Raw genomic sequence first — 16,317 nt, forward strand, 5'->3', positions numbered from 1 at the left:
GGCGCCGGGCGCGTCGGCCCGCTGACCGCAATCCGGGATGTCTTGCGCCGATGCGGCCGGGTCTTGCGGTCGGCAGACATGGCGTCGCCCGCGCGTCCCGGCGCTGTGGCGCCGCTCAGCGCTGGCGCAACCGTCCGGCCAGCGCGGCCGCCAGCACCGCCAGCGTTCCCGCACTGGTCTGGCGGTAAAGCCGCATGCGCATGAACTCGCGGCAGGCGCGCGGGCCGCTGGCGCGCAGAGCCTGGCCGAAACGCTGCAGCAGTTCGCGGTTTTCGGGCAGCAGCAGCCCGGCCATCGGCTCAAGCGCGCGCTGGTTGCGCCCCAGCCAATCGGCAAAATGGCCGTCATGCAGCATCATGGCCCGCAGCGCCCTGGCGCGGAAGGTGTCGTTGCGCCCCATCAGGTTCCGGCCATGCTGGCGATAGATCAGCGCCGGGGCCGGGTCACGGCGGATATGCGCCCCCGCCCCGGCCAGCAGCTGATAGGCCCACCAGTCATGCGCGACGACATCGGCCGCATCGGCCGCTTTCGCCCCCGCCTGCAGCAGCTGCAGGGCCTCGGCATTGGCCAGGATGGTGTTTCCTGGCAGGCAGGCCTGGATCAGCGCATTGCGAAAGCCGAAAGGGCCGCGCAAATGCGGCGCCGGGCCAAGCGGCCGCAGGTCCTGATCGCCCAGCATGGTTCGGGCGGCATGCACGGCCGGGCCGTGGTGCTGCACCAGGAATTCGACGCCGCGCTGCAGCCGCTCGGGAAACCACTGGTCGTCCTGATCGGCAAAGGCCAGCCAGCCCGAGGGATCGGCATGGCGGGTGGCGTGCAGGAAATTGGCGGTCGCGCCGCGGCAGGGGCCGTCGATCAGTTCGACCTGGCCGGCGGCGCGGCCCCGGGCAAAGTCCTGCACGATCTGGCGCGTGGCGTCGCGCGACCCGTCATCGCTGACCAGCAGCCGCCAGTTCGTCACGGTCTGCGCCGCGATGCTGTCAAGCTGGGTGCCGATGTGGCGCGCGCCGTTGCACGAGGCGAGGACGATGGTGATGGTCGGGTGCAACGGGCTCTCCGCTTGGATCTGCGGGGTCTATAGCCGATGCCGCGGGCGGGCGGAAAGCGGCTATTGCGCCTGCCGGCCGATGTCCTCGACCAGCACCCGCACGACCGAGGGACCGGCGGCATTGCGGGCCGCCGCCAGCAGGGCGCCGCGCAGCCGCTGCATTGCGGCATCCGAGGTGAAATTGCCGTCGAACGCGCCGGTATTGGCCTCGGCCATCAGCGCGCTCAGCAGGGCGTCGCGCAGCCGGTGTTCCTGGGATTCGATGTCGGTGCGGCCCGAGGCGCGGATCTCGAGCCCGAGCGACAGGATCATCACCGCATCGGCGCTGCCGTTGCGCAGGATCGGCACGAAGAACTGGTTGGGAAACTTGAACCAGTCAAGGCCGCCGGCACCGTCATCCGCGCCATGGCCCGCGGCGGCGGTCTCGGCCTCGGCCCCGTGCCCGGCGTCCGGCGCAGCCTCGGCCCCGCCGGAGGCGGCGGTTTCGGGGCCGGTTTTGGGCGCGGTGGCTGCGGGCTGCAGCATGGTGCCGCCGGCGGCGCCCAGGGCAAGGCCCAGCAGGGGCAGCAGCACGAGCAGAAGCTTTTTCATTGCGGGCCTCAATAGGGCAGAAGGATATCGGCGACCTGCTGGCCATAGCGCGGCTGCTGCACGTCGCTGATCTGGCCATGCCCGCCATAGGAAATGCGCGCCCCGGCGATGCGGTCATAGGCGATCTCGTTGCGTCGGCCGATGTCCGAGGGCCGCACGAAGCCGCTGACCGTCAGCTCGCGCACCTCATAGTTCACCCGCACCTCCTGGCTGCCCTGGATGCGCAGCACGCCGTTGGGCAGCCGGTCGATCACCGTCGCCGCCACGCGCAGGGTCAGCTTGTCGCGCCGCGAGATATTGCCCGAGCCCTTGAAGCTCGAGGAGGCCTTTGCCTCGGCCATCTCCTCCATGCTGGCGCCGTCGGGCAGCAATTCGTCGATGCGCTGCGGCAGCCCGACCATCGCCGGGATGCTGGCCTTGTCGGCGGCGCTGCGGCTGCGGCCCGAGCTGTTCTGGATCTCGGCCCGGTCGTCGATCTCGATCACCACGGTCAGGATGTCGCCGCGGCTGGCGGCGCGCCGGTCGGTGATCAGCGAGCCGGGCTGCGTCGTCCACAGCGAGGCGGCGCTGTCGGGCCGCTCGGGCAGGGGCTCGCCGCCATAGGCGGTGGCGGCCATGGCCTGGAATTCGACGCTGTTCTCGGGCTGGCTCATTTTCGGGACCTGGCCGATCTGCGAGGCGCGGCCGCAGGCGGCGGCCATCAGGACAAGCGCCGCGAGAGCGATCAGGCTGGCGGGGCAGGAGGATGACATCTTGGGCATGGGGCTCTCAGTTCTGGCTGATGACGACGGTGCCGTCCGGGGCGACGCGCCCCGAGACGGTCACGCGCGAGCTGCTGTTCATGACGCGGACGGTCTGGCCGATGCTGCCGGCCGAAAGCGCCCGGCCCTCGGCCTCGATGCGCAGGGCGGCGTTTTCATAGATGAGGGTCACGATCTGGTTGCGCCCGACCAGCGTCGGTGCGCTGAGATAAGAGGGGTCGATGCGGCGGCCCTGATAGACCATGACCCGCAGCTGCTGGCCGAGGACCTGCGCGGGGTCGTCAATCCCGCCCTCGCTTTCGTCCGAGAGCGACACGTCCGCCGCGGCCAGCACGGTGCCGGCGGGCAGGGTGCGTGTGGCCAGCAGCGTGCCGGCCCCGGCCCAGCCCGGCGTCAGCGACAGGATCAGCGCCAGCCATTTCATCAGCGCACCTGCACGGTGGTGGCCAGCATCTGGTCGGCGGCGGTGATGACCTTCGAGTTCAGCTCATATCCGCGCTGGGCCTTGATCAGCTCGGCGATCTCGCGCACCGGATCGACGGCGCTTTCCTCAAGAAAGCCGGCGCGGATCGTGCCCAGCCCCTCCTGGCCCGGCGCGGCGACCAGCGGCGCACCCGAGGCGGTGGTCTCCAGAAACAGGTTGCCCCCGGTCGCCTCGAGCCCCTTTTCGTTCACGAATGTCGCCAGGGTGATCTGGCCCAGGTTCTCGGGTTCGACGCGGTCGCTGAAATAGGCAAAGACCTCGCCGCCGGCATTGATCGAGATGCTGCGCGCGCCCTCGGGAATGGTGATGTCAGGCACCAGCGGATAGCCCTCGGAGGTGACGATCTGCCCCTCGGCCGAGCGTTTCAGGCTGCCGTCGCGGGTATAGGCCGAGATGCCCGAGGGCAGTGTCACCTCAAGATAGCCGCTGCCGTCGATGGCGAGGTCCAGGTCGCCATTGGTCTGCGTCAGCGCCCCCTGGCCCAGCATCACGGCGACGCTGGCCGGGCGCACGCCCAGGCCCAGTTGCACGCCCGCGGGCACCATGGCGCCATTGGTCGCGGTCAGCGTGCCGGGGCGCGTCGCCTGCTGGTATTGCAGGTCGGCGAATTCGGCCCGGCGCGGGTTGTAGCCGGTGGTCGACATGTTGGCGAGGTTGTTCGAGATCACCTCGACGCGCATCTGCTGCGCGCTCATGCCGGTGGCGGCGATTTGCAATGCTCTCATGTGCTGTCCTTTCACCTGGTGAGCGAGGTGATGGCCTGGCGGATGCGCTGATCCTCCTGGTCCAGAAAGCTCTGGCCCAGTTCATAGGCGCGCTGCACCTCGATCATGCGCGAGATCTCCATCACCGGATCGACGTTCGATTCCTCGAGAAAGCCCTGGCGCAGCCGGGCATCCTCCTGCGGCTCGGCGGCGCCGCCCGGGTCGATCAGCGTCCCGGCCTCAAGCCGCAGCTTCGCCGGATCGGGGGCGGCGAACACGCCGATGCGCCCGACCGGATTGCCATCGGCCGAGATCGTGCCGTCCAGCCCGATGCCGACGCTGCGCACCCCCGCGGGCAGCACGACCGGCGCCTGGCCGTCGTCCAGCAGCGCATGGCCGTCGGGGTTGACCAGCACGCCCTCGGCATTGGTCGCGAAGGCGCCGGCGCGGGTCAGGCGGTTGCCCGCGGGCGTCTGCACCATCAGGAAACCCTCGCCGTCGATGGCAAGGTCATATTTGCCGTTGGTCTGGATCATGCCGCCCGGACCAAGGTCGAGGCTGCGGCCGCGGCCATTGGCCATGGCCAGCGTCTCGCCGCCACGATCGAGCGAGACCATGAATTCGGAGAAGATCACGCCCTCGCGCCGGAAGCCGGTGGTGCTGGCATTGGCGATATTGTTGGCGACGGTGCGCATCTCGCGCATCAGGCCGGACTGGCGGGTCAGCGTCGCATAGATGGCGTTGTCCATGGCCTATGACCCGGCGATCTGCGGCAGGATCTGGTCGGTGAAGAAGCTCGCCAGCGTCGAGGTCATGAAGCTCATCGAGACCCAGAACACCACCAGCATCAGCCCGATCTTGGGCACGAAGGTCAGCGTCATCTCCTGCACCGAGGTCAGCGCCTGGAACAGGCCGATGACCACGCCGGTGACCAGCGCCACCACCAGCAGCGGCGCCGACATGCGCACAGCGATCCACAGCGCCTGGCGGGTCAGGTCGAAGATCAGATTCTCGTCCATCGCGGGCCCCCTATACCGGCATGCGCAGGATTTCCTGATAGGCCTCGACCACCTTGTCGCGGATGGCGACCGCGGTCTCGAGCGCGATCTCGGCCTGGGCGATGCTTTGCACCAGCTCATGCGTCTCGGTCCGGCCGGTCATGGCGCCGGTCGCGGACAGGTCCACCTGCTCCATCACCCTGGCAAAGTCGGATGCGGCGGCGGAGACGCCCTGGGCGCGGCCCTCGGCCGGGGCAACCATGCTGCGGGCGCGGTCATAGGCGGTGGCGGCGATCGTCGATGAAATCATGGCTTGCCTCCCTAGCGGCGAATCAGGTCGAGCAGCGCGCTGCCCATCTGGCGGGATTGTTCGAAGACGCGCAGATTGGCCTCGTAGCTGCGCCCGGCCTCTTTCGCGTCGGCGATCTCGACCACCAGATCGACGTTCGAGCCCTGGTAATAGCCCTCGTCATCGGCCATCGGATGCGAGGGATCGTGGATGCGGGGCAGTTCGCGCCGGTCAAGGCGCGCCGGACCGGCGCTTACGCCGCCCAGGGGGCGGGCGAAATCCATCTGCTCCTCGAAGGCGACAAGCTTGCGGCGGTAGCCGGGCGTGTCGACATTGGCGATGTTTTCCGAGATGTGGCGCAGGCGGACGGCCTGGGCGCGCATGCCGGTGGCGGCAATCTCGACGGCAGAAGCCGGAATGGTCATGTCCTCTCTCCCTAAGCGCGGCGCCCGAGGCTGGTGCGGATCAGCGACAGCGAGGCGCGGGTGACGGCCAGCGACAGGTCGAACTCGCGCCTCGCGGCGGCGGTGCGCACCATTTCCTCCTCGAGCGAGACGGTATTGCCGTTCGGCGCCGGCTCGGAGGCGGTCTCCATGTCCCGGCCCGCGCCCATGCCCCAGCCGGCCCCGACAAGATGGCCCGGGCGCGAGGCCCGCATCCCTGTCGCGGCCCCCGCCCGATAGCCCTCGGCAAAGCCGGCAAGATCGCGGGCGCGAAAGCCGGGCGTGTCCGCATTGGCGACGTTGCGGGCGATCAGCTTCTGGCGCTGGGCCGCATGGGCGGTCAGCGCGCCCGCCATCCGCAAGGTCTCGATCCGGTCAAACATCGGCGCACTCCCTGGTTCCGATAAACCGGGTCTTAACCTCGACTGGTTTAAAAACCGTTTCGAAGCCGGCGCCGGCGAGGAAAAAAGAGGAAAACCGCCATGGACAGGATGCAGCCCATCGTCGCGCGCATGCAGCGTCTGCGCATGACGCGCCATTTCGGAGAGGTCAGCGCCGTCGAGGGCGGGCTGATTCTGGCCGCGGGGCTGAACGGCCATGCCGCCATGGGCGACAGGGTGGTGTTTACCGGCCGCCCAGGCCAGCCCCTCGCCGGCGAGATCGTGGGCCTGCAGGCCGAGAGCGCCGCCATCCTGCCCGAGGGGCCGATCGACGGGCTCTCGATCGGCGCCGGAGTCGAGCTGGTCTTCGCGCCGGAACTTGCGCCCTCCAATGCCTGGATCGGCCGCATCATCGATCCGTTCGGGCGGCCGCTGGACGGGCGCGACCTGCCTGCGGGCGGGGTCCGGCGCAGCTTTCGCGCGCCGCCGCCGCCGGCCGCCTCGCGAAACCGGCTGGGGGCGCGACTCGACACCGGGCTTGCGGTCATGGACACCATGTTGCCGCTGGTGCGCGGCCAGCGCATGGGGCTGTTCGCCGGCTCGGGCGTCGGCAAGTCGACGCTGCTCTCGGCGCTGGCCTGCGGCGTCGCCGCCGATGTTGCGGTCATCGCCCTGGTGGGCGAGCGCGGGCGTGAGCTGCGCGAATTCGTCGAGGAAATCCTTGGCGAGCAGGGCATGGCGCGCTCGGTCGTGGTCGCGGCGACCTCGGACCAATCGCCCTTGATGCGCCGGCGTTGCGCCTGGGCGGCGATGACCGTGGCCGAACATTTCCGCGACCAGGGCCGGCATGTGCTGTTTCTGGCCGATTCGATCACCCGTTTCGCCGAGGCCCACCGCGAGATCGCGCTGGCCGCCGGCGAAAGCCCCAGCTACCGCGGCTTTCCGCCCTCGACCGCGCATCTGATCATGTCCCTGGCCGAGCGTTCCGGCCCCGGACCCGAGGGCAGCGGCGACATCACCGCGGTCTTCAGCGTGCTGGTCGCCGGTTCCGACATGGAGGAGCCGGTCGCCGACATCCTGCGCGGCGTGCTGGACGGGCATGTGGTGCTTGACCGCGCCATCGCCGAGCGTGGGCGCTATCCGGCGGTCGACGTGCTGCGCTCGGTCTCGCGCGCGCTGCCGCAGGCGGCCAGCCCGGGCGAGAATGCGCTGATTGCGCGCGCGCGCGCCCTGCTCGGCACCTATGCCGAATCGGAGCTGATGATCCGGGCCGGGCTTTATGCCCCGGGCTCGGACCCGCGGCTTGACGAGGCGGTGCGCCTCTTCCCGGCGCTCGACACCTTCTTCACCCGCAAAAGCCCGGACGCGCGCCAGAGTTTTGCCATGCTGGCCGAGGCGATCGGCCCGGCCGATGCCCGCGCAGCGTAAGCGCGGGCCTCGCGTTCTCCGCATGCCCGCAGCCTCTGGCCCGGCGATTTTCGCGGTATGCGGCGCATGCGTCCCGCGCTAGGATCGCGCCCGGTCATGGGCATCTTCCGGAGGCGCAATGAAGATCATCATCTGCGGCGCGGGCCAGGTCGGCTGGCATGTCGCAAGGCATCTCTCGGGCGAGCGCAACGATGTCACGGTCATCGACAACAATGCCGAGCTGGTGCGCCGCGCCACCGATGCGCTGGACGTGCAGGGGGTCACCGGATTCGCCAGCCATCCCGATGTGCTTGACCGCGCCGGCGCGCGCGACGCCGACCTGATCATCGCCGCGACCTATTCCGACGAGGTGAACATGGTCACCTGCCAGATCGCGCATTCGGTGTTCCAGGTGCCGCGCAAGATCGCCCGGCTGCGCAGCCCGGCCTATCTGGACGCGATCTATTCCGACCTCTACCGCACCGATCATCTGGCCATCGACGTGGTGATCAGCCCCGAACGCGAGGTGGCGCGCTCGGCGCTGCAGCGGCTGTCGGCGCCCTCGACCTTCGATGCCGAGACCTTTCTCGAGGGCCGGCTGCATCTGCTGGGCATCCTGCTCGAGGCCGATTGCCCGGTGCTGAACACGCCGCTTCGGCAATTGAACGAGACCTTCACCAGCCTCAGCGCCGTGGTGGCCGGGGTGCGGCGCGGCGCGCGGCTGTTCGCCCCCGAGCCGGGCGACCAGCTGTTCGAGGGCGACCAGGCCTATGTCTTTGCCCGCACCGAGGACATGGCGCGCACACTGGAAATCTTTGGCAAGGCGAGCGAGCGCCAGGAGCATATCGTCATCATCGGCGCCGGCAATGTCGGCCTGGCCGTGGCCCAGGCGCTGGAGGCGCGTCCCGAACGCGTGCGCGTGAAGCTGATCGAGCGCAACCGCGCCCGGGCCGAGGATGCGGCAGACGCGCTCAACCGCACCATCGTGCTGAACGGCGACGGGCTTTCGGCCGAGCTGCTCGAGGAGGCGGCGGTGCCGCGCGCCGATGCGGTGCTGGCGATCACCGACGACGACAAGACCAATATCCTCGCTGCGGTGCGCGCCAAGCAGGCGGGGGCAAGGCTGGCGATCTCGCTGGTCAACGACCCGACGCTGATGCCGCTGATGGAGACGCTCGACATCGACGCCTTCATCAATCCGCGCGCCTCCACCGTCTCGACCATCCTGCGCCATATCCGGCACGGGCGAGTGCGCGACATCTATTCCGTGGGCGATGCCGAGGCCGAGGTGATCGAGGCGCAGGTCCTCTCGACCTCGCCGATCTGCGGCCGCGCCATCCGCGACATCGAATTTCCCGAGGGTGCGCTGCTGGGTGCGGTGCAGAAGGCCGGCCGCGTCGTCAAGCCCATGGGCGATCTGCGCATCGAGGAGGGCGACATCGTGGTGATCTTTGCCCTGACCTCGGATATCCCCGAGGTCGAGAGCCTGCTGCAGGTCTCGATCGATTTCTTCTGAGCCCGGCATGGAGATCCTGTCCCGCCTGCCGCTGATCGTCATCCTGGCCGGGATCGGGGCCGTGGCCATGGTGGTGCCGGGGCTTTACGCGCATGCCATTGACAGCCACCGCATCGGCGCGATCTTTCTGGGCGCGGCCGGGCTGTTTCTGGTGCTGGTGGCGCTCGTGGGGCTGGCGACCGCCGGCCGGCCCGAGGGGCCGCGGGCGCGCAGCGTGCTGATGACCATGCTGGGCACCATGGTGCTGCTGCCGGCGATGCTGGCGCTGCCCTTCGCGCTGGCGCTGCCCGACACCGGCTTCCTGAACGCCTGGTGGGAGATGATCTCGTCGCTGACCACCACCGGTGCCTCGCTTTACGCGGCCGAACTGCTGGCGCCGCCGTTGCATCTCTGGCGGGCGCTGGTGGGCTGGCTGGGGGGGCTGTTCATGCTGGTCGCGGCCATCGCGCTGCTGGCGCCGCTGCGCGTCGGCGGGTTCGAACTGATGGCGGCGCCCTATGGCCGCGACGAGCGATTCGAGCGCCTGCCCGGCGGCTCGGCCTTGCCGCGCATGACCTCGCATCTGGTGGCGCCGGCCTTCCAGGCCGAGCTGGCGGACCCGGCGCACCGGCTGCTGCGCGCCGGGCGGGCGGTGGCGCCGGTCTATGCCGGGCTGACGCTGCTGATGTGGGTGGTGCTGCTCATGCTGGGCGAGGAGGGGCTGGTGGCGCTGACCCGCGCGCTGGGCACGCTCTCGACCAGCGGCATCAGCCCGGTGAACGGCCCGGCGGGCCAGGGCAGCGGCATCGCCGGCGAGATGGTGATCTTCCTGTTCCTGATCCCGGCCCTGTCGCGGCGTTTCTGGCCCGGGGGGGACGAGCTGCGCATCTCGGAGAGCTGGCGGGGCGATCCGGAACTGCAGATGGCGGCCGGGGCGGTGGCGCTGATCTCGGGGATGATGTTCCTGCGCCATTTCCTGGGTGCGATCGACGTGACCCAGGGCGGCGCGCGCGGCATGCTCGAGACCATGGACAGCGCGGCCTCGGCGGCCTGGGGCGGCATCTTCAACGCGCTCAGCTATCTGACCACCACCGGCTGGAGTTCGCGCGAATGGCAGGGCGCGCGCAACTGGTCGGGGATCAGCTCTCCCGGGCTGATGCTGGCCGGGCTGGCGATGATGGGCGGGGGGGTGGCGACCACGGCGGGCGGCGTCAAGCTGCTGCGCGTCTATGCCCTGGCGCGTCACAGCCAGCGCGAGATCGAGCGCGTGGTCCACCCGAGTTCCGTCGGCGGCGGCGGTGTGCTGGCGCGGCGGCTGCGGCGCGAGGGCGCCTATCTGGCCTTCATCTTCTTCATGCTGTTTGCCAGTTCCATCGCGGTGGTGGTGATGCTGATCTCGTTGCAGCAGATCGAGTTCGACAGCGCCACCATCCTGTCGGTGGCGGCGCTGACCAATACCGGGCAGCTGGCCGGGGTGATTCCGCTGGCGCCGGCCTTCCAGGGCTCGGCCGGCATGGCCGGCGCCCCGTGGGAGGGCTGGGCCGGGCTGCCGGGGCTGACCAAGGCGATCCTGGCCGGAACCATGGTCGCCGGCCGCGTCGAGACGCTGGCCATCCTCGCGCTGCTGTCGCCCGAATCCTGGCGGCGCTGATCCTGGCTGCATGCGCCGCTTGCAAGGTGAACCGGCCTCGCCTAAGTCTTGAAAATCAGCGATAAGAACAAGGTGCTTCGAATGGCCGGCGACAAACAGAACCTCCAGGACGCCTTTTTGAACCATGTCCGCAAGGGCAAGGTTCCGGTCACCATCTTCCTGATCAACGGCGTGAAGCTGCAAGGTGTCATCACCTGGTTCGACAATTTCTGCGTGCTGCTGCGCCGCGACGGGCAGTCGCAGCTGGTCTACAAGCATGCGATCTCGACCATCATGCCGGGACAGCCGATCAACCTCTACGACGGCGAGGACTGATTGCCCGATCCGGCGCAGACGCGCGAGCGCCCGACCCGTGCCTGGGTGATCCATCCCGATCTGGGCAATGCGCGCACCCGCCGCCAGCCCGGACTGGCGCTGGCGGAGGCGGTGGCGCTGGCGCACGCGCTGCCGGCGATCGAGGTTGCCGGCGCCGAGGTGGCGCGGCTGCGCAACCCCGATGCGGGCATGCTGTTTTCCCGCGGCAAGCGCGAGGAGATCGGCCAGCATCTGCAGGCCGCCTGTGACGGCGAGGGGATCGAGCTGGTGCTGGTGGACGGGCCGGTGACCCCGGTGCAGCAGCGCAATCTGGAAAAGGAATGGGGGGTCAAGATCCTCGATCGCACCGGGCTGATCCTGGAAATCTTTGCCGACCGGGCGCAGACGCGCGAAGGGGTGCTGCAGGTCGAGCTGGCGGCGCTGGCCTATCAGCGTACGCGGCTGGTCAGGGCCTGGACGCATCTTGAACGCCAGCGTGGCGGGTTCGGTTTCGTCGGCGGTCCCGGCGAGACCCAGATCGAGGCCGACCGCCGCGCCATCGACGAGCAGGTGATCCGCCTGCGCCGGCAGCTGGAGCGCGTGGTCAAGACCCGCGATCTGCATCGCAAGGCCCGCGCCAAGGTGCCCTATCCGATCGTGGCACTGGTGGGCTATACCAATGCCGGGAAATCGACGCTGTTCAACCGCCTGACCGGCGCCGAGGTCGTGGCCAGGGACCAGCTTTTCGCCACGCTGGACCCGACCATGCGGCAGTTGGTGCTGCCGGGCGGGCGGCGGGTGATCCTGTCCGACACCGTAGGCTTCATCAGCGATCTGCCCCATGAGCTGGTCGCGGCCTTTCGCGCCACGCTGGAGGAGGTTCTGGCCGCCGACCTGATCTTGCATGTGCGCGACATCAGCCATCCCGAGACCGAGGAGCAGGCCGCCGACGTGAACGAGATCCTTGCCTCCCTTGGCGTCGAGGATGACGTGCCGCTGATCGAGGTCTGGAACAAGATCGATGCGCTGTCGCCCGAGATGCGCGAGGCGCTGCAGCGCATGGATGCGCGCACCGAGGGCGTGCAGGCGGTCTCGGCGCTGACCGGCGAGGGGTTGGCCGGGTTGCAGGCGGTCATCGATGCGCGGCTGGCGGCGGCGCTTGATGAGCCGGCCGAGCCGGCGGAACTGCTGCTGGCGCATGAGGACGGGCGCCGCCGCGCCTGGCTGCACCGGCAGGGCATCGTGGTCTCGGAGGAGATCGGCGAGCAGGGCGTGCGGTTGCTGCTGCGCTGGACGGCACGGCAGAAGGCGAGTTTCGAGGCGCTTTGAGCGGTGGCGCGGTTGCCTGAGTATTCTTGGAACGAAGAAATGCGGGGCCGCGCCAGGGATGGCGGCGGTCCCGTTTTCCGTCAGATCAACTCATGCGCCCAGGGCGGGTTGGCGCCGGGGCGCGAGACGGTGACCGCCGCCGCGCGCGTGCCCAGTGTCAGGGCGGCCAGCAGGGTGTCGGCGTCCAGTTGCGCGAGCCCGTCGCGCGTGAGCGCGCCGGCGCGGTCGAGCGCCGCCAGCACGCCGGCATTGAACGTGTCGCCGGCACCGATGGTGTCGGCCACGCTGACGCCGGAGGCTGGAACGGTCAGGGTCTTGCCCGCCCAGAAGGCGCGGGCGCCGGCGGCTCCGCCAGTCAGGAAGACCACGCGCGGCCCCTGGGCCAGGATGGTGCGGGCGGCATCCTCCGGGCTGGCGCCGGGCAGCAGCCAATCGAGATCGTCGCCCGAGAGCTTGACCAGATCGGCCAGCGCGAAAAGCCGGTCGAGCCGGGCGCGATAGGCGGCGGCGTCGGCGATGAAGAAGGGGCGGATATTGGGGTCGAGCATCACCGGCAGGCGCAGCGAGAGGCGCCTTGCCAGGGTCTCGACGGTATCGCCGCAGGGATCGGGCACGAGGCTGATGCCGCCGATGAACAGCGCCGAGACCCGGTCCGGGATCGCCGGCAGCTCGGCGGGGGTGAACATGCGCCCGGCCGAACCCTCGTCGTAGAAGGCGTAGCGCGCCTCGCCTGCGGTCAGGGTGACGAAGGCCAGCGTGGTCAGCCGCTCCGAGCGCGGGCAGAGCGCGGTATCGACGCCGGCCTCGGCCAGGGGAGCAAGCAGCAGGCTGCCGAAGCCGTCGCGCGAGATCGGCCAGAGATAGCCCGCATCCGCGCCCATGCGGCCGAGCGCGATGGCGGTGTTGTAGACCGAGCCGCCGGGCAGGGGCCGGAAGTCGCCGCCCTGCGGCACCATGTCGATGAGCGATTCTCCGGCGCAAAGGATCATGCCTGCCGTCCCCCCTGAAACCCTGGCGGCGATTCAGCCGCTGCCGGTCATCTGATAGCGGTAACCGGGGCGCGGGGGAATATCCGCCGTCGCGCCGGCCTCGCCGAGGCGGATGACGTTGCCGCGCTCGTTGAGCCAGATGAGGCCGAGCAGCAGCGCCGCCGCCAGCAGGACGGCGAAGGCGATCTTCCATACCGACCAGGGGCGTTCGCCCTGTACGCGGCCGGACTGGCCGTTGACCACGAAGCGGTAGCTTTTGCCGTTGTAGCGATATGCGGCGGTCCAGATCGGCAGCAGCACATGCTTGAAGGTCTCATGCGTGTGGCTGGTGTCGATGGCGTTGATGCGCTGTTCGTCGCCGCCGATGGCGCGGCGCACGTCCGCGGCGATGACGCCGGCCATTTCCTGGCGCGCGATGTCATGGCCGGAGGCAAGCGGGACCGTGTAGCCCTCGGCCAGGAAACCGGCCAGAAATTCCGGGCGGTAGCCGGTCAGCTGCGACAGGTCCCAGGGCGTCAGCGCGTCGGTGATGCGGCGCGGCAGCGAGTTTGCCGCCAGCACCAACATGTCATCGAAATCCCGCGCCACCTGACCCGAGACCGGGGCCCAATGCGTGCGCCGCACCTGCTGGGTCACGCGCTGCGGCCGGCCGTCGATGGTCTGCGTCACCTGCACGGTTTCATAATACCAGTCGCCGCGGGCGCCGGAGTAGCGCGAGCGCGTGTCGGCGTCGAAGGTCCAGAAGGGCGAATAGACGCCGGTCAGCCGCTTGCCGCGCCGGGCGTAGGCGGTCAGCCCCGAGGGGGCGAACCAGAGCCCGCCGAGCCAGCCCTCGAGCGCGGCCCTGGCCCGGGATTCGTCGATGACGAAGGGCAGCACCGCCTGCGGCTTGATGCGGCGCGCGGCACCGGTGTCGGTGACCACGGCGGTGGCGCAGAACGGGCAGGCGGTGGCGTGGCTGGTGTTGTCGATCTCGAGCAGGGCGCCGCAATTGGGGCAGGAGAGGCTGCGCACCGTGCGGGTGAGGTAGCTGTTCCGGTCGAGGTCGAGCCCGTCCTGCAGCGGCAATTCCTGCAGATGCGGGGATTTCTTGCCCGCGTCCCATTGCAGCGCGCGCCCGCTGGCCGGGTCGGGCAGGGCGGCGCTTGCGCCCCAGGGGCCCTGCCGGGCGGGGGCGGTGTCCGGGCCGATGGCCTGGGTGTGGCCGCAATAGGGGCAGAGCAGTTCCTGCTGGCCGGGCGAAAATTCCAGCCCGGCGCCGCAATTCTCGCAGGGGTAGCGGTATTCCGCGGGCGGCACCGGCATTGCCCGACTATCCCGCCTGCGGCGGCAGGGGCGGCGGCGCGGGGGTGAACCGGGGGGCGATCAGGGCGGCAAGCTCGGGCACTTCGCGCGCCGGCTTCCAGCCCTCCTGGCCGGGGGTCCAGACCAGGGTTTCGGCGGCAAGCTTGCCGGCGCGCGCCAGTTCCGCCAGTTCCGCCTGGCCGAGCGGGCCCTTGGGTTCTCCGTCCAGCGCGACATGCCAGGGCGCGCTGCCCGGCAGGGGCGGCGGCGCTGGCGCGGCGCCGGCCTGCGGCACCGCGCCCCAGGGGCCGCGCCCGGCCATGGCGGCGCCCAGCCCGGCCCCGAGCCCCGCGCCAAGACCCGCGCCCATGCCCGCCCCCATGCCGCCGGGCTGGCTTGAGGCGTTCAGCATCGCCTCGGAGGCGGCATATTGGCCGAAGCGGTTCAGATCGCCGACGACGCCCATCGAGGTGCGCTTGTCGAGCATCTTCTCAACCTCCTCGGGCAGGCTTATGTTTTCAACGTAAAATTCCGGGATGGTCAGCCCGTAGGCGGCGACGATCGGGCTGATCGCCTGGGCCACCATGCGGCCGAAATCGCCGGTATTGGCCGCCATGTCGAGGACCGGGATGCCCGAACCCGCGATCATGCGCGAGAATTCCTGCACGATCACATTGCGCAGCTGAAAGCTGATCTCGTCGCGGGTGAATTCGCCATCCGTGCCGACGATCTCCGTCATGAATTTGCCTGGCTCGGTCACGCGCATGGAATAGGTGCCGAAGGCGCGCAGCCGCACCGGGCCGAATTCCGGGTCCCGCGCGATCACCGGGTTCTTCGTGCCCCATTTCAGGTCGTTGAAGCGCGTGGTGTTGACGTAATAGACCTCGGACTTGAAGGGGCTTTGGAAGCCGTGGTCCCAGTGCTGCAGCCGGGTCAGCACCGGCAGGTTGTTGGTTTCGAGCATGTAGAGGCCGGGGGAAAAGACATCGGCCAGTTGCCCCTCGTGGATGAAGACCGCGGCCTGCCCCTCGCGAACGGTCAGCTTGGCGCCGTATTTGATCGCCTTGCCGACGGTCGGATAGCGAAAGACCATGGTATCGCGCGTGTCGTCGGTCCATTCGATGATCTCGATGAACTCGCCGCCGAGGATGTCGAAGATGCTCATGGGGCTGCCTTTCGCGCTGCACTTGCGCGCGATTGTGCCCCGCACCCGGCGCGCGTCAAGCCCCGGGCGCGGGCGGCTGCTGTGGCGCCAGCAACTCGCGCGCGATCTGCTCGACGATCGGGCGGGCCTCGGCCTCGGTCATGCCGGGGCGCAGGCGCGGGTCGTAGAGCATGCGCAGCAGCAATTCGTCATGCCGGGTCAGATAGGCGAATTCCTCGTCGTCGTTGAAGATCGAGGGCCGCGCCCGCGGGCTGTCATTGGCCAGGCCCATGCCCTGGGCCAGTTCCTCATGCAGGCACGAGCGGCGCAGTCGCGGCGGCAGCTCCGCCCGGATCAGCACCACCGCCCGGGCATAGCCGGGGGTGCGGTTGTCGGAATAGGCAAAGACCGTGCAATAGTTCTGCGGTGCCAGTTCGCGCAGCGCCGCGATGTCGGCGGGCGGGATGCCGGGCACCAGCGCCGCCAGGCGCGGGCCGATGGTGCGGCGCTCGTCCTCGTTCAGGACCAGCAGGGTGACATTGCCGCCGCTGCCGGTCAGCGACACCGGATGGCCGCTGGCACGCTGCAGCCGGGCGGCAAAGGCCGCGACCTCGGCGCGGTCGCGGGCGCGCTCGGCCGGGGCGACGGAATCGCCGAATTCGATCTGGATCCGCACCGGCTGCTGCCAGCGGCGCAGCGGCGCCGGCGTCGTGCGCGAGATCAGCTTGCCGCCCTCGCGCAGATATTCGTCGCGCAGGGCGATGGCGATGAAATCCTCGGCCAGCCTTTCGGGGGTGAGCGCGATGTCACCGCCATTGTCGGTGCGCAGATGGCCGCGGGCGATCAGGGTTTGCTCGACCCCGGCCAGATAGTCGCGCATGTTGCGGCTGGCCGGCGAGGCGGCGGCGGCATCGGCACGCGCCGCGGCCGAGCGTGCGTCCTCGGCCCGGGCGCGGCGCAGCGCCGCCTGATCGACCGGCGCGGGCGTCACCTCGGCGGGCGGGGGCGGCGCGGTCTCGGGCGGCG

General features: G+C 69.8%; 19 protein-coding genes. 5 read left to right on the forward strand and 14 right to left on the reverse strand.

The window, feature by feature from the left end; genetic code table 11:
• Nucleotides 1–115: 115 nt before the first annotated feature.
• From WMK75_RS03600 to WMK75_RS03645, 10 genes are read right to left on the reverse strand one after another with little or no spacing between them, the layout of a single operon-like run.
• Nucleotides 116–1,048, reverse strand: coding sequence for a glycosyltransferase (locus WMK75_RS03600; RefSeq protein ID WP_347266285.1), 933 nt, complete (start codon nt 1,046–1,048; stop codon nt 116–118).
• Between the two features lie 60 nt (nt 1,049–1,108).
• Entirely contained in the window at nt 1,109–1,639 is a 531-nt protein-coding gene (locus WMK75_RS03605) for a hypothetical protein (RefSeq protein ID WP_347266286.1), read from the reverse strand.
• Between the two features lie 8 nt (nt 1,640–1,647).
• Nucleotides 1,648–2,391 carry a flagellar basal body L-ring protein FlgH gene (gene flgH / locus WMK75_RS03610; RefSeq protein ID WP_347266306.1) on the reverse strand — a complete coding sequence of 248 codons (744 nt, stop codon included), beginning with the start codon at nt 2,389–2,391 and terminating at the stop codon, nt 1,648–1,650.
• Nucleotides 2,392–2,407: 16 nt separating this feature from the next.
• Nucleotides 2,408–2,824, reverse strand: a complete 417-nt coding sequence (gene flgA / locus WMK75_RS03615) for a flagellar basal body P-ring formation chaperone FlgA (protein WP_347266287.1) — start codon at nt 2,822–2,824, stop codon at nt 2,408–2,410.
• Nucleotides 2,824–3,609, reverse strand: coding sequence for a flagellar basal-body rod protein FlgG (gene flgG / locus WMK75_RS03620; RefSeq protein WP_347266288.1), 786 nt, complete (start codon nt 3,607–3,609; stop codon nt 2,824–2,826). The genes flgA and flgG overlap by 1 nt, the downstream gene beginning before the upstream one ends.
• An 11-nt stretch (nt 3,610–3,620) precedes the next feature.
• A complete protein-coding gene (locus tag WMK75_RS03625; protein WP_347266289.1) occupies nt 3,621–4,337 on the reverse strand; it encodes a flagellar hook-basal body complex protein in 717 nt (238 codons plus the stop codon).
• A 3-nt stretch (nt 4,338–4,340) separates the two neighbouring features.
• The gene (locus WMK75_RS03630) at nt 4,341–4,607 is read right to left on the reverse strand and encodes a flagellar biosynthetic protein FliQ (protein ID WP_347266290.1); all 267 of its coding nucleotides are present in this window, start codon (nt 4,605–4,607) and stop codon (nt 4,341–4,343) included.
• 10 nt (nt 4,608–4,617) lie between these two features.
• Nucleotides 4,618–4,896 carry a flagellar hook-basal body complex protein FliE gene (locus WMK75_RS03635; protein WP_347266291.1) on the reverse strand — a complete coding sequence of 93 codons (279 nt, stop codon included), beginning with the start codon at nt 4,894–4,896 and terminating at the stop codon, nt 4,618–4,620.
• 11 nt (nt 4,897–4,907) lie between these two features.
• Nucleotides 4,908–5,300: a flagellar basal body rod protein FlgC gene (flgC, locus tag WMK75_RS03640; protein WP_347266292.1), complete on the reverse strand. Its 393-nt coding sequence runs from the start codon at nt 5,298–5,300 to the stop codon at nt 4,908–4,910.
• Between the two features lie 11 nt (nt 5,301–5,311).
• Nucleotides 5,312–5,701 carry a FlgB family protein gene (locus WMK75_RS03645; protein WP_347266293.1) on the reverse strand — a complete coding sequence of 130 codons (390 nt, stop codon included), beginning with the start codon at nt 5,699–5,701 and terminating at the stop codon, nt 5,312–5,314.
• 108 nt (nt 5,702–5,809) lie between these two features.
• Between WMK75_RS03645 and WMK75_RS03650 the strand changes: the two genes are divergently transcribed.
• From WMK75_RS03650 to hflX, 5 genes are all read left to right on the forward strand, one after another.
• Entirely contained in the window at nt 5,810–7,126 is a 1,317-nt protein-coding gene (locus WMK75_RS03650) for a FliI/YscN family ATPase (protein ID WP_347266307.1), read from the forward strand.
• A 118-nt stretch (nt 7,127–7,244) separates the two neighbouring features.
• The gene (gene trkA, locus WMK75_RS03655; protein ID WP_347266294.1) at nt 7,245–8,621 is read left to right on the forward strand and encodes a Trk system potassium transporter TrkA; all 1,377 of its coding nucleotides are present in this window, start codon (nt 7,245–7,247) and stop codon (nt 8,619–8,621) included.
• A gap of 7 nt (nt 8,622–8,628) precedes the next feature.
• Nucleotides 8,629–10,251 carry a potassium transporter TrkG gene (locus WMK75_RS03660; RefSeq protein WP_347266295.1) on the forward strand — a complete coding sequence of 541 codons (1,623 nt, stop codon included), beginning with the start codon at nt 8,629–8,631 and terminating at the stop codon, nt 10,249–10,251.
• A gap of 81 nt (nt 10,252–10,332) precedes the next feature.
• Nucleotides 10,333–10,566, forward strand: coding sequence for an RNA chaperone Hfq (gene hfq / locus WMK75_RS03665; RefSeq protein WP_347266296.1), 234 nt, complete (start codon nt 10,333–10,335; stop codon nt 10,564–10,566).
• Complete coding sequence (hflX, locus tag WMK75_RS03670) at nt 10,567–11,874, forward strand: GTPase HflX (protein WP_347266297.1); 1,308 nt, start codon at nt 10,567–10,569, stop codon at nt 11,872–11,874.
• 80 nt (nt 11,875–11,954) lie between these two features.
• Here hflX and WMK75_RS03675 read toward each other — a convergent pair whose 3' ends face one another.
• The 4 genes from WMK75_RS03675 to WMK75_RS03690 all read right to left on the reverse strand — a co-directional run.
• A complete protein-coding gene (locus tag WMK75_RS03675; RefSeq protein ID WP_347266298.1) occupies nt 11,955–12,863 on the reverse strand; it encodes a carbohydrate kinase in 909 nt (302 codons plus the stop codon).
• 33 nt (nt 12,864–12,896) lie between these two features.
• Nucleotides 12,897–14,168, reverse strand: coding sequence for a zinc ribbon domain-containing protein (locus WMK75_RS03680; protein ID WP_347266299.1), 1,272 nt, complete (start codon nt 14,166–14,168; stop codon nt 12,897–12,899).
• A 7-nt stretch (nt 14,169–14,175) separates the two neighbouring features.
• Entirely contained in the window at nt 14,176–15,312 is a 1,137-nt protein-coding gene (locus WMK75_RS03685) for an SPFH domain-containing protein (protein WP_347266300.1), read from the reverse strand.
• A 55-nt stretch (nt 15,313–15,367) separates the two neighbouring features.
• The coding region (locus WMK75_RS03690; RefSeq protein WP_347266301.1) for a DUF2927 domain-containing protein at nt 15,368–16,317 on the reverse strand (950 nt) is incomplete at its 5' end.

The sequence above is a fragment of the Paracoccus sp. (in: a-proteobacteria) genome (genome assembly GCF_039808215.1).
Classification (GTDB): domain Bacteria; phylum Pseudomonadota; class Alphaproteobacteria; order Rhodobacterales; family Rhodobacteraceae; genus Paracoccus.

Excerpts from the sequence above, each read along its gene's own strand:
- WMK75_RS03635 (WP_347266291.1), bottom strand. The coding sequence starts at position 4,896 with ATGATTTCATCGACGATCGCCGCCACCGCCTATGACCGCGCCCGCAGC.
- WMK75_RS03680 (WP_347266299.1), bottom strand. The coding sequence starts at position 14,168 with ATGCCGGTGCCGCCCGCGGAATACCGCTACCCCTGCGAGAATTGCGGC.
- flgG (WP_347266288.1), bottom strand. The coding sequence starts at position 3,609 with ATGAGAGCATTGCAAATCGCCGCCACCGGCATGAGCGCGCAGCAGATG.
- WMK75_RS03625 (WP_347266289.1), bottom strand. The coding sequence starts at position 4,337 with ATGGACAACGCCATCTATGCGACGCTGACCCGCCAGTCCGGCCTGATG.
- WMK75_RS03675 (WP_347266298.1), bottom strand. The coding sequence starts at position 12,863 with ATGATCCTTTGCGCCGGAGAATCGCTCATCGACATGGTGCCGCAGGGC.
- WMK75_RS03685 (WP_347266300.1), bottom strand. The coding sequence starts at position 15,312 with ATGAGCATCTTCGACATCCTCGGCGGCGAGTTCATCGAGATCATCGAA.
- flgH (WP_347266306.1), bottom strand. The coding sequence starts at position 2,391 with ATGTCATCCTCCTGCCCCGCCAGCCTGATCGCTCTCGCGGCGCTTGTC.
- WMK75_RS03605 (WP_347266286.1), bottom strand. The coding sequence starts at position 1,639 with ATGAAAAAGCTTCTGCTCGTGCTGCTGCCCCTGCTGGGCCTTGCCCTG.
- hfq (WP_347266296.1), top strand. The coding sequence starts at position 10,333 with ATGGCCGGCGACAAACAGAACCTCCAGGACGCCTTTTTGAACCATGTC.
- WMK75_RS03660 (WP_347266295.1), top strand. The coding sequence starts at position 8,629 with ATGGAGATCCTGTCCCGCCTGCCGCTGATCGTCATCCTGGCCGGGATC.
- flgC (WP_347266292.1), bottom strand. The coding sequence starts at position 5,300 with ATGACCATTCCGGCTTCTGCCGTCGAGATTGCCGCCACCGGCATGCGC.
- WMK75_RS03630 (WP_347266290.1), bottom strand. The coding sequence starts at position 4,607 with ATGGACGAGAATCTGATCTTCGACCTGACCCGCCAGGCGCTGTGGATC.
- WMK75_RS03645 (WP_347266293.1), bottom strand. The coding sequence starts at position 5,701 with ATGTTTGACCGGATCGAGACCTTGCGGATGGCGGGCGCGCTGACCGCC.
- trkA (WP_347266294.1), top strand. The coding sequence starts at position 7,245 with ATGAAGATCATCATCTGCGGCGCGGGCCAGGTCGGCTGGCATGTCGCA.
- flgA (WP_347266287.1), bottom strand. The coding sequence starts at position 2,824 with ATGAAATGGCTGGCGCTGATCCTGTCGCTGACGCCGGGCTGGGCCGGG.
- WMK75_RS03650 (WP_347266307.1), top strand. The coding sequence starts at position 5,810 with ATGCAGCCCATCGTCGCGCGCATGCAGCGTCTGCGCATGACGCGCCAT.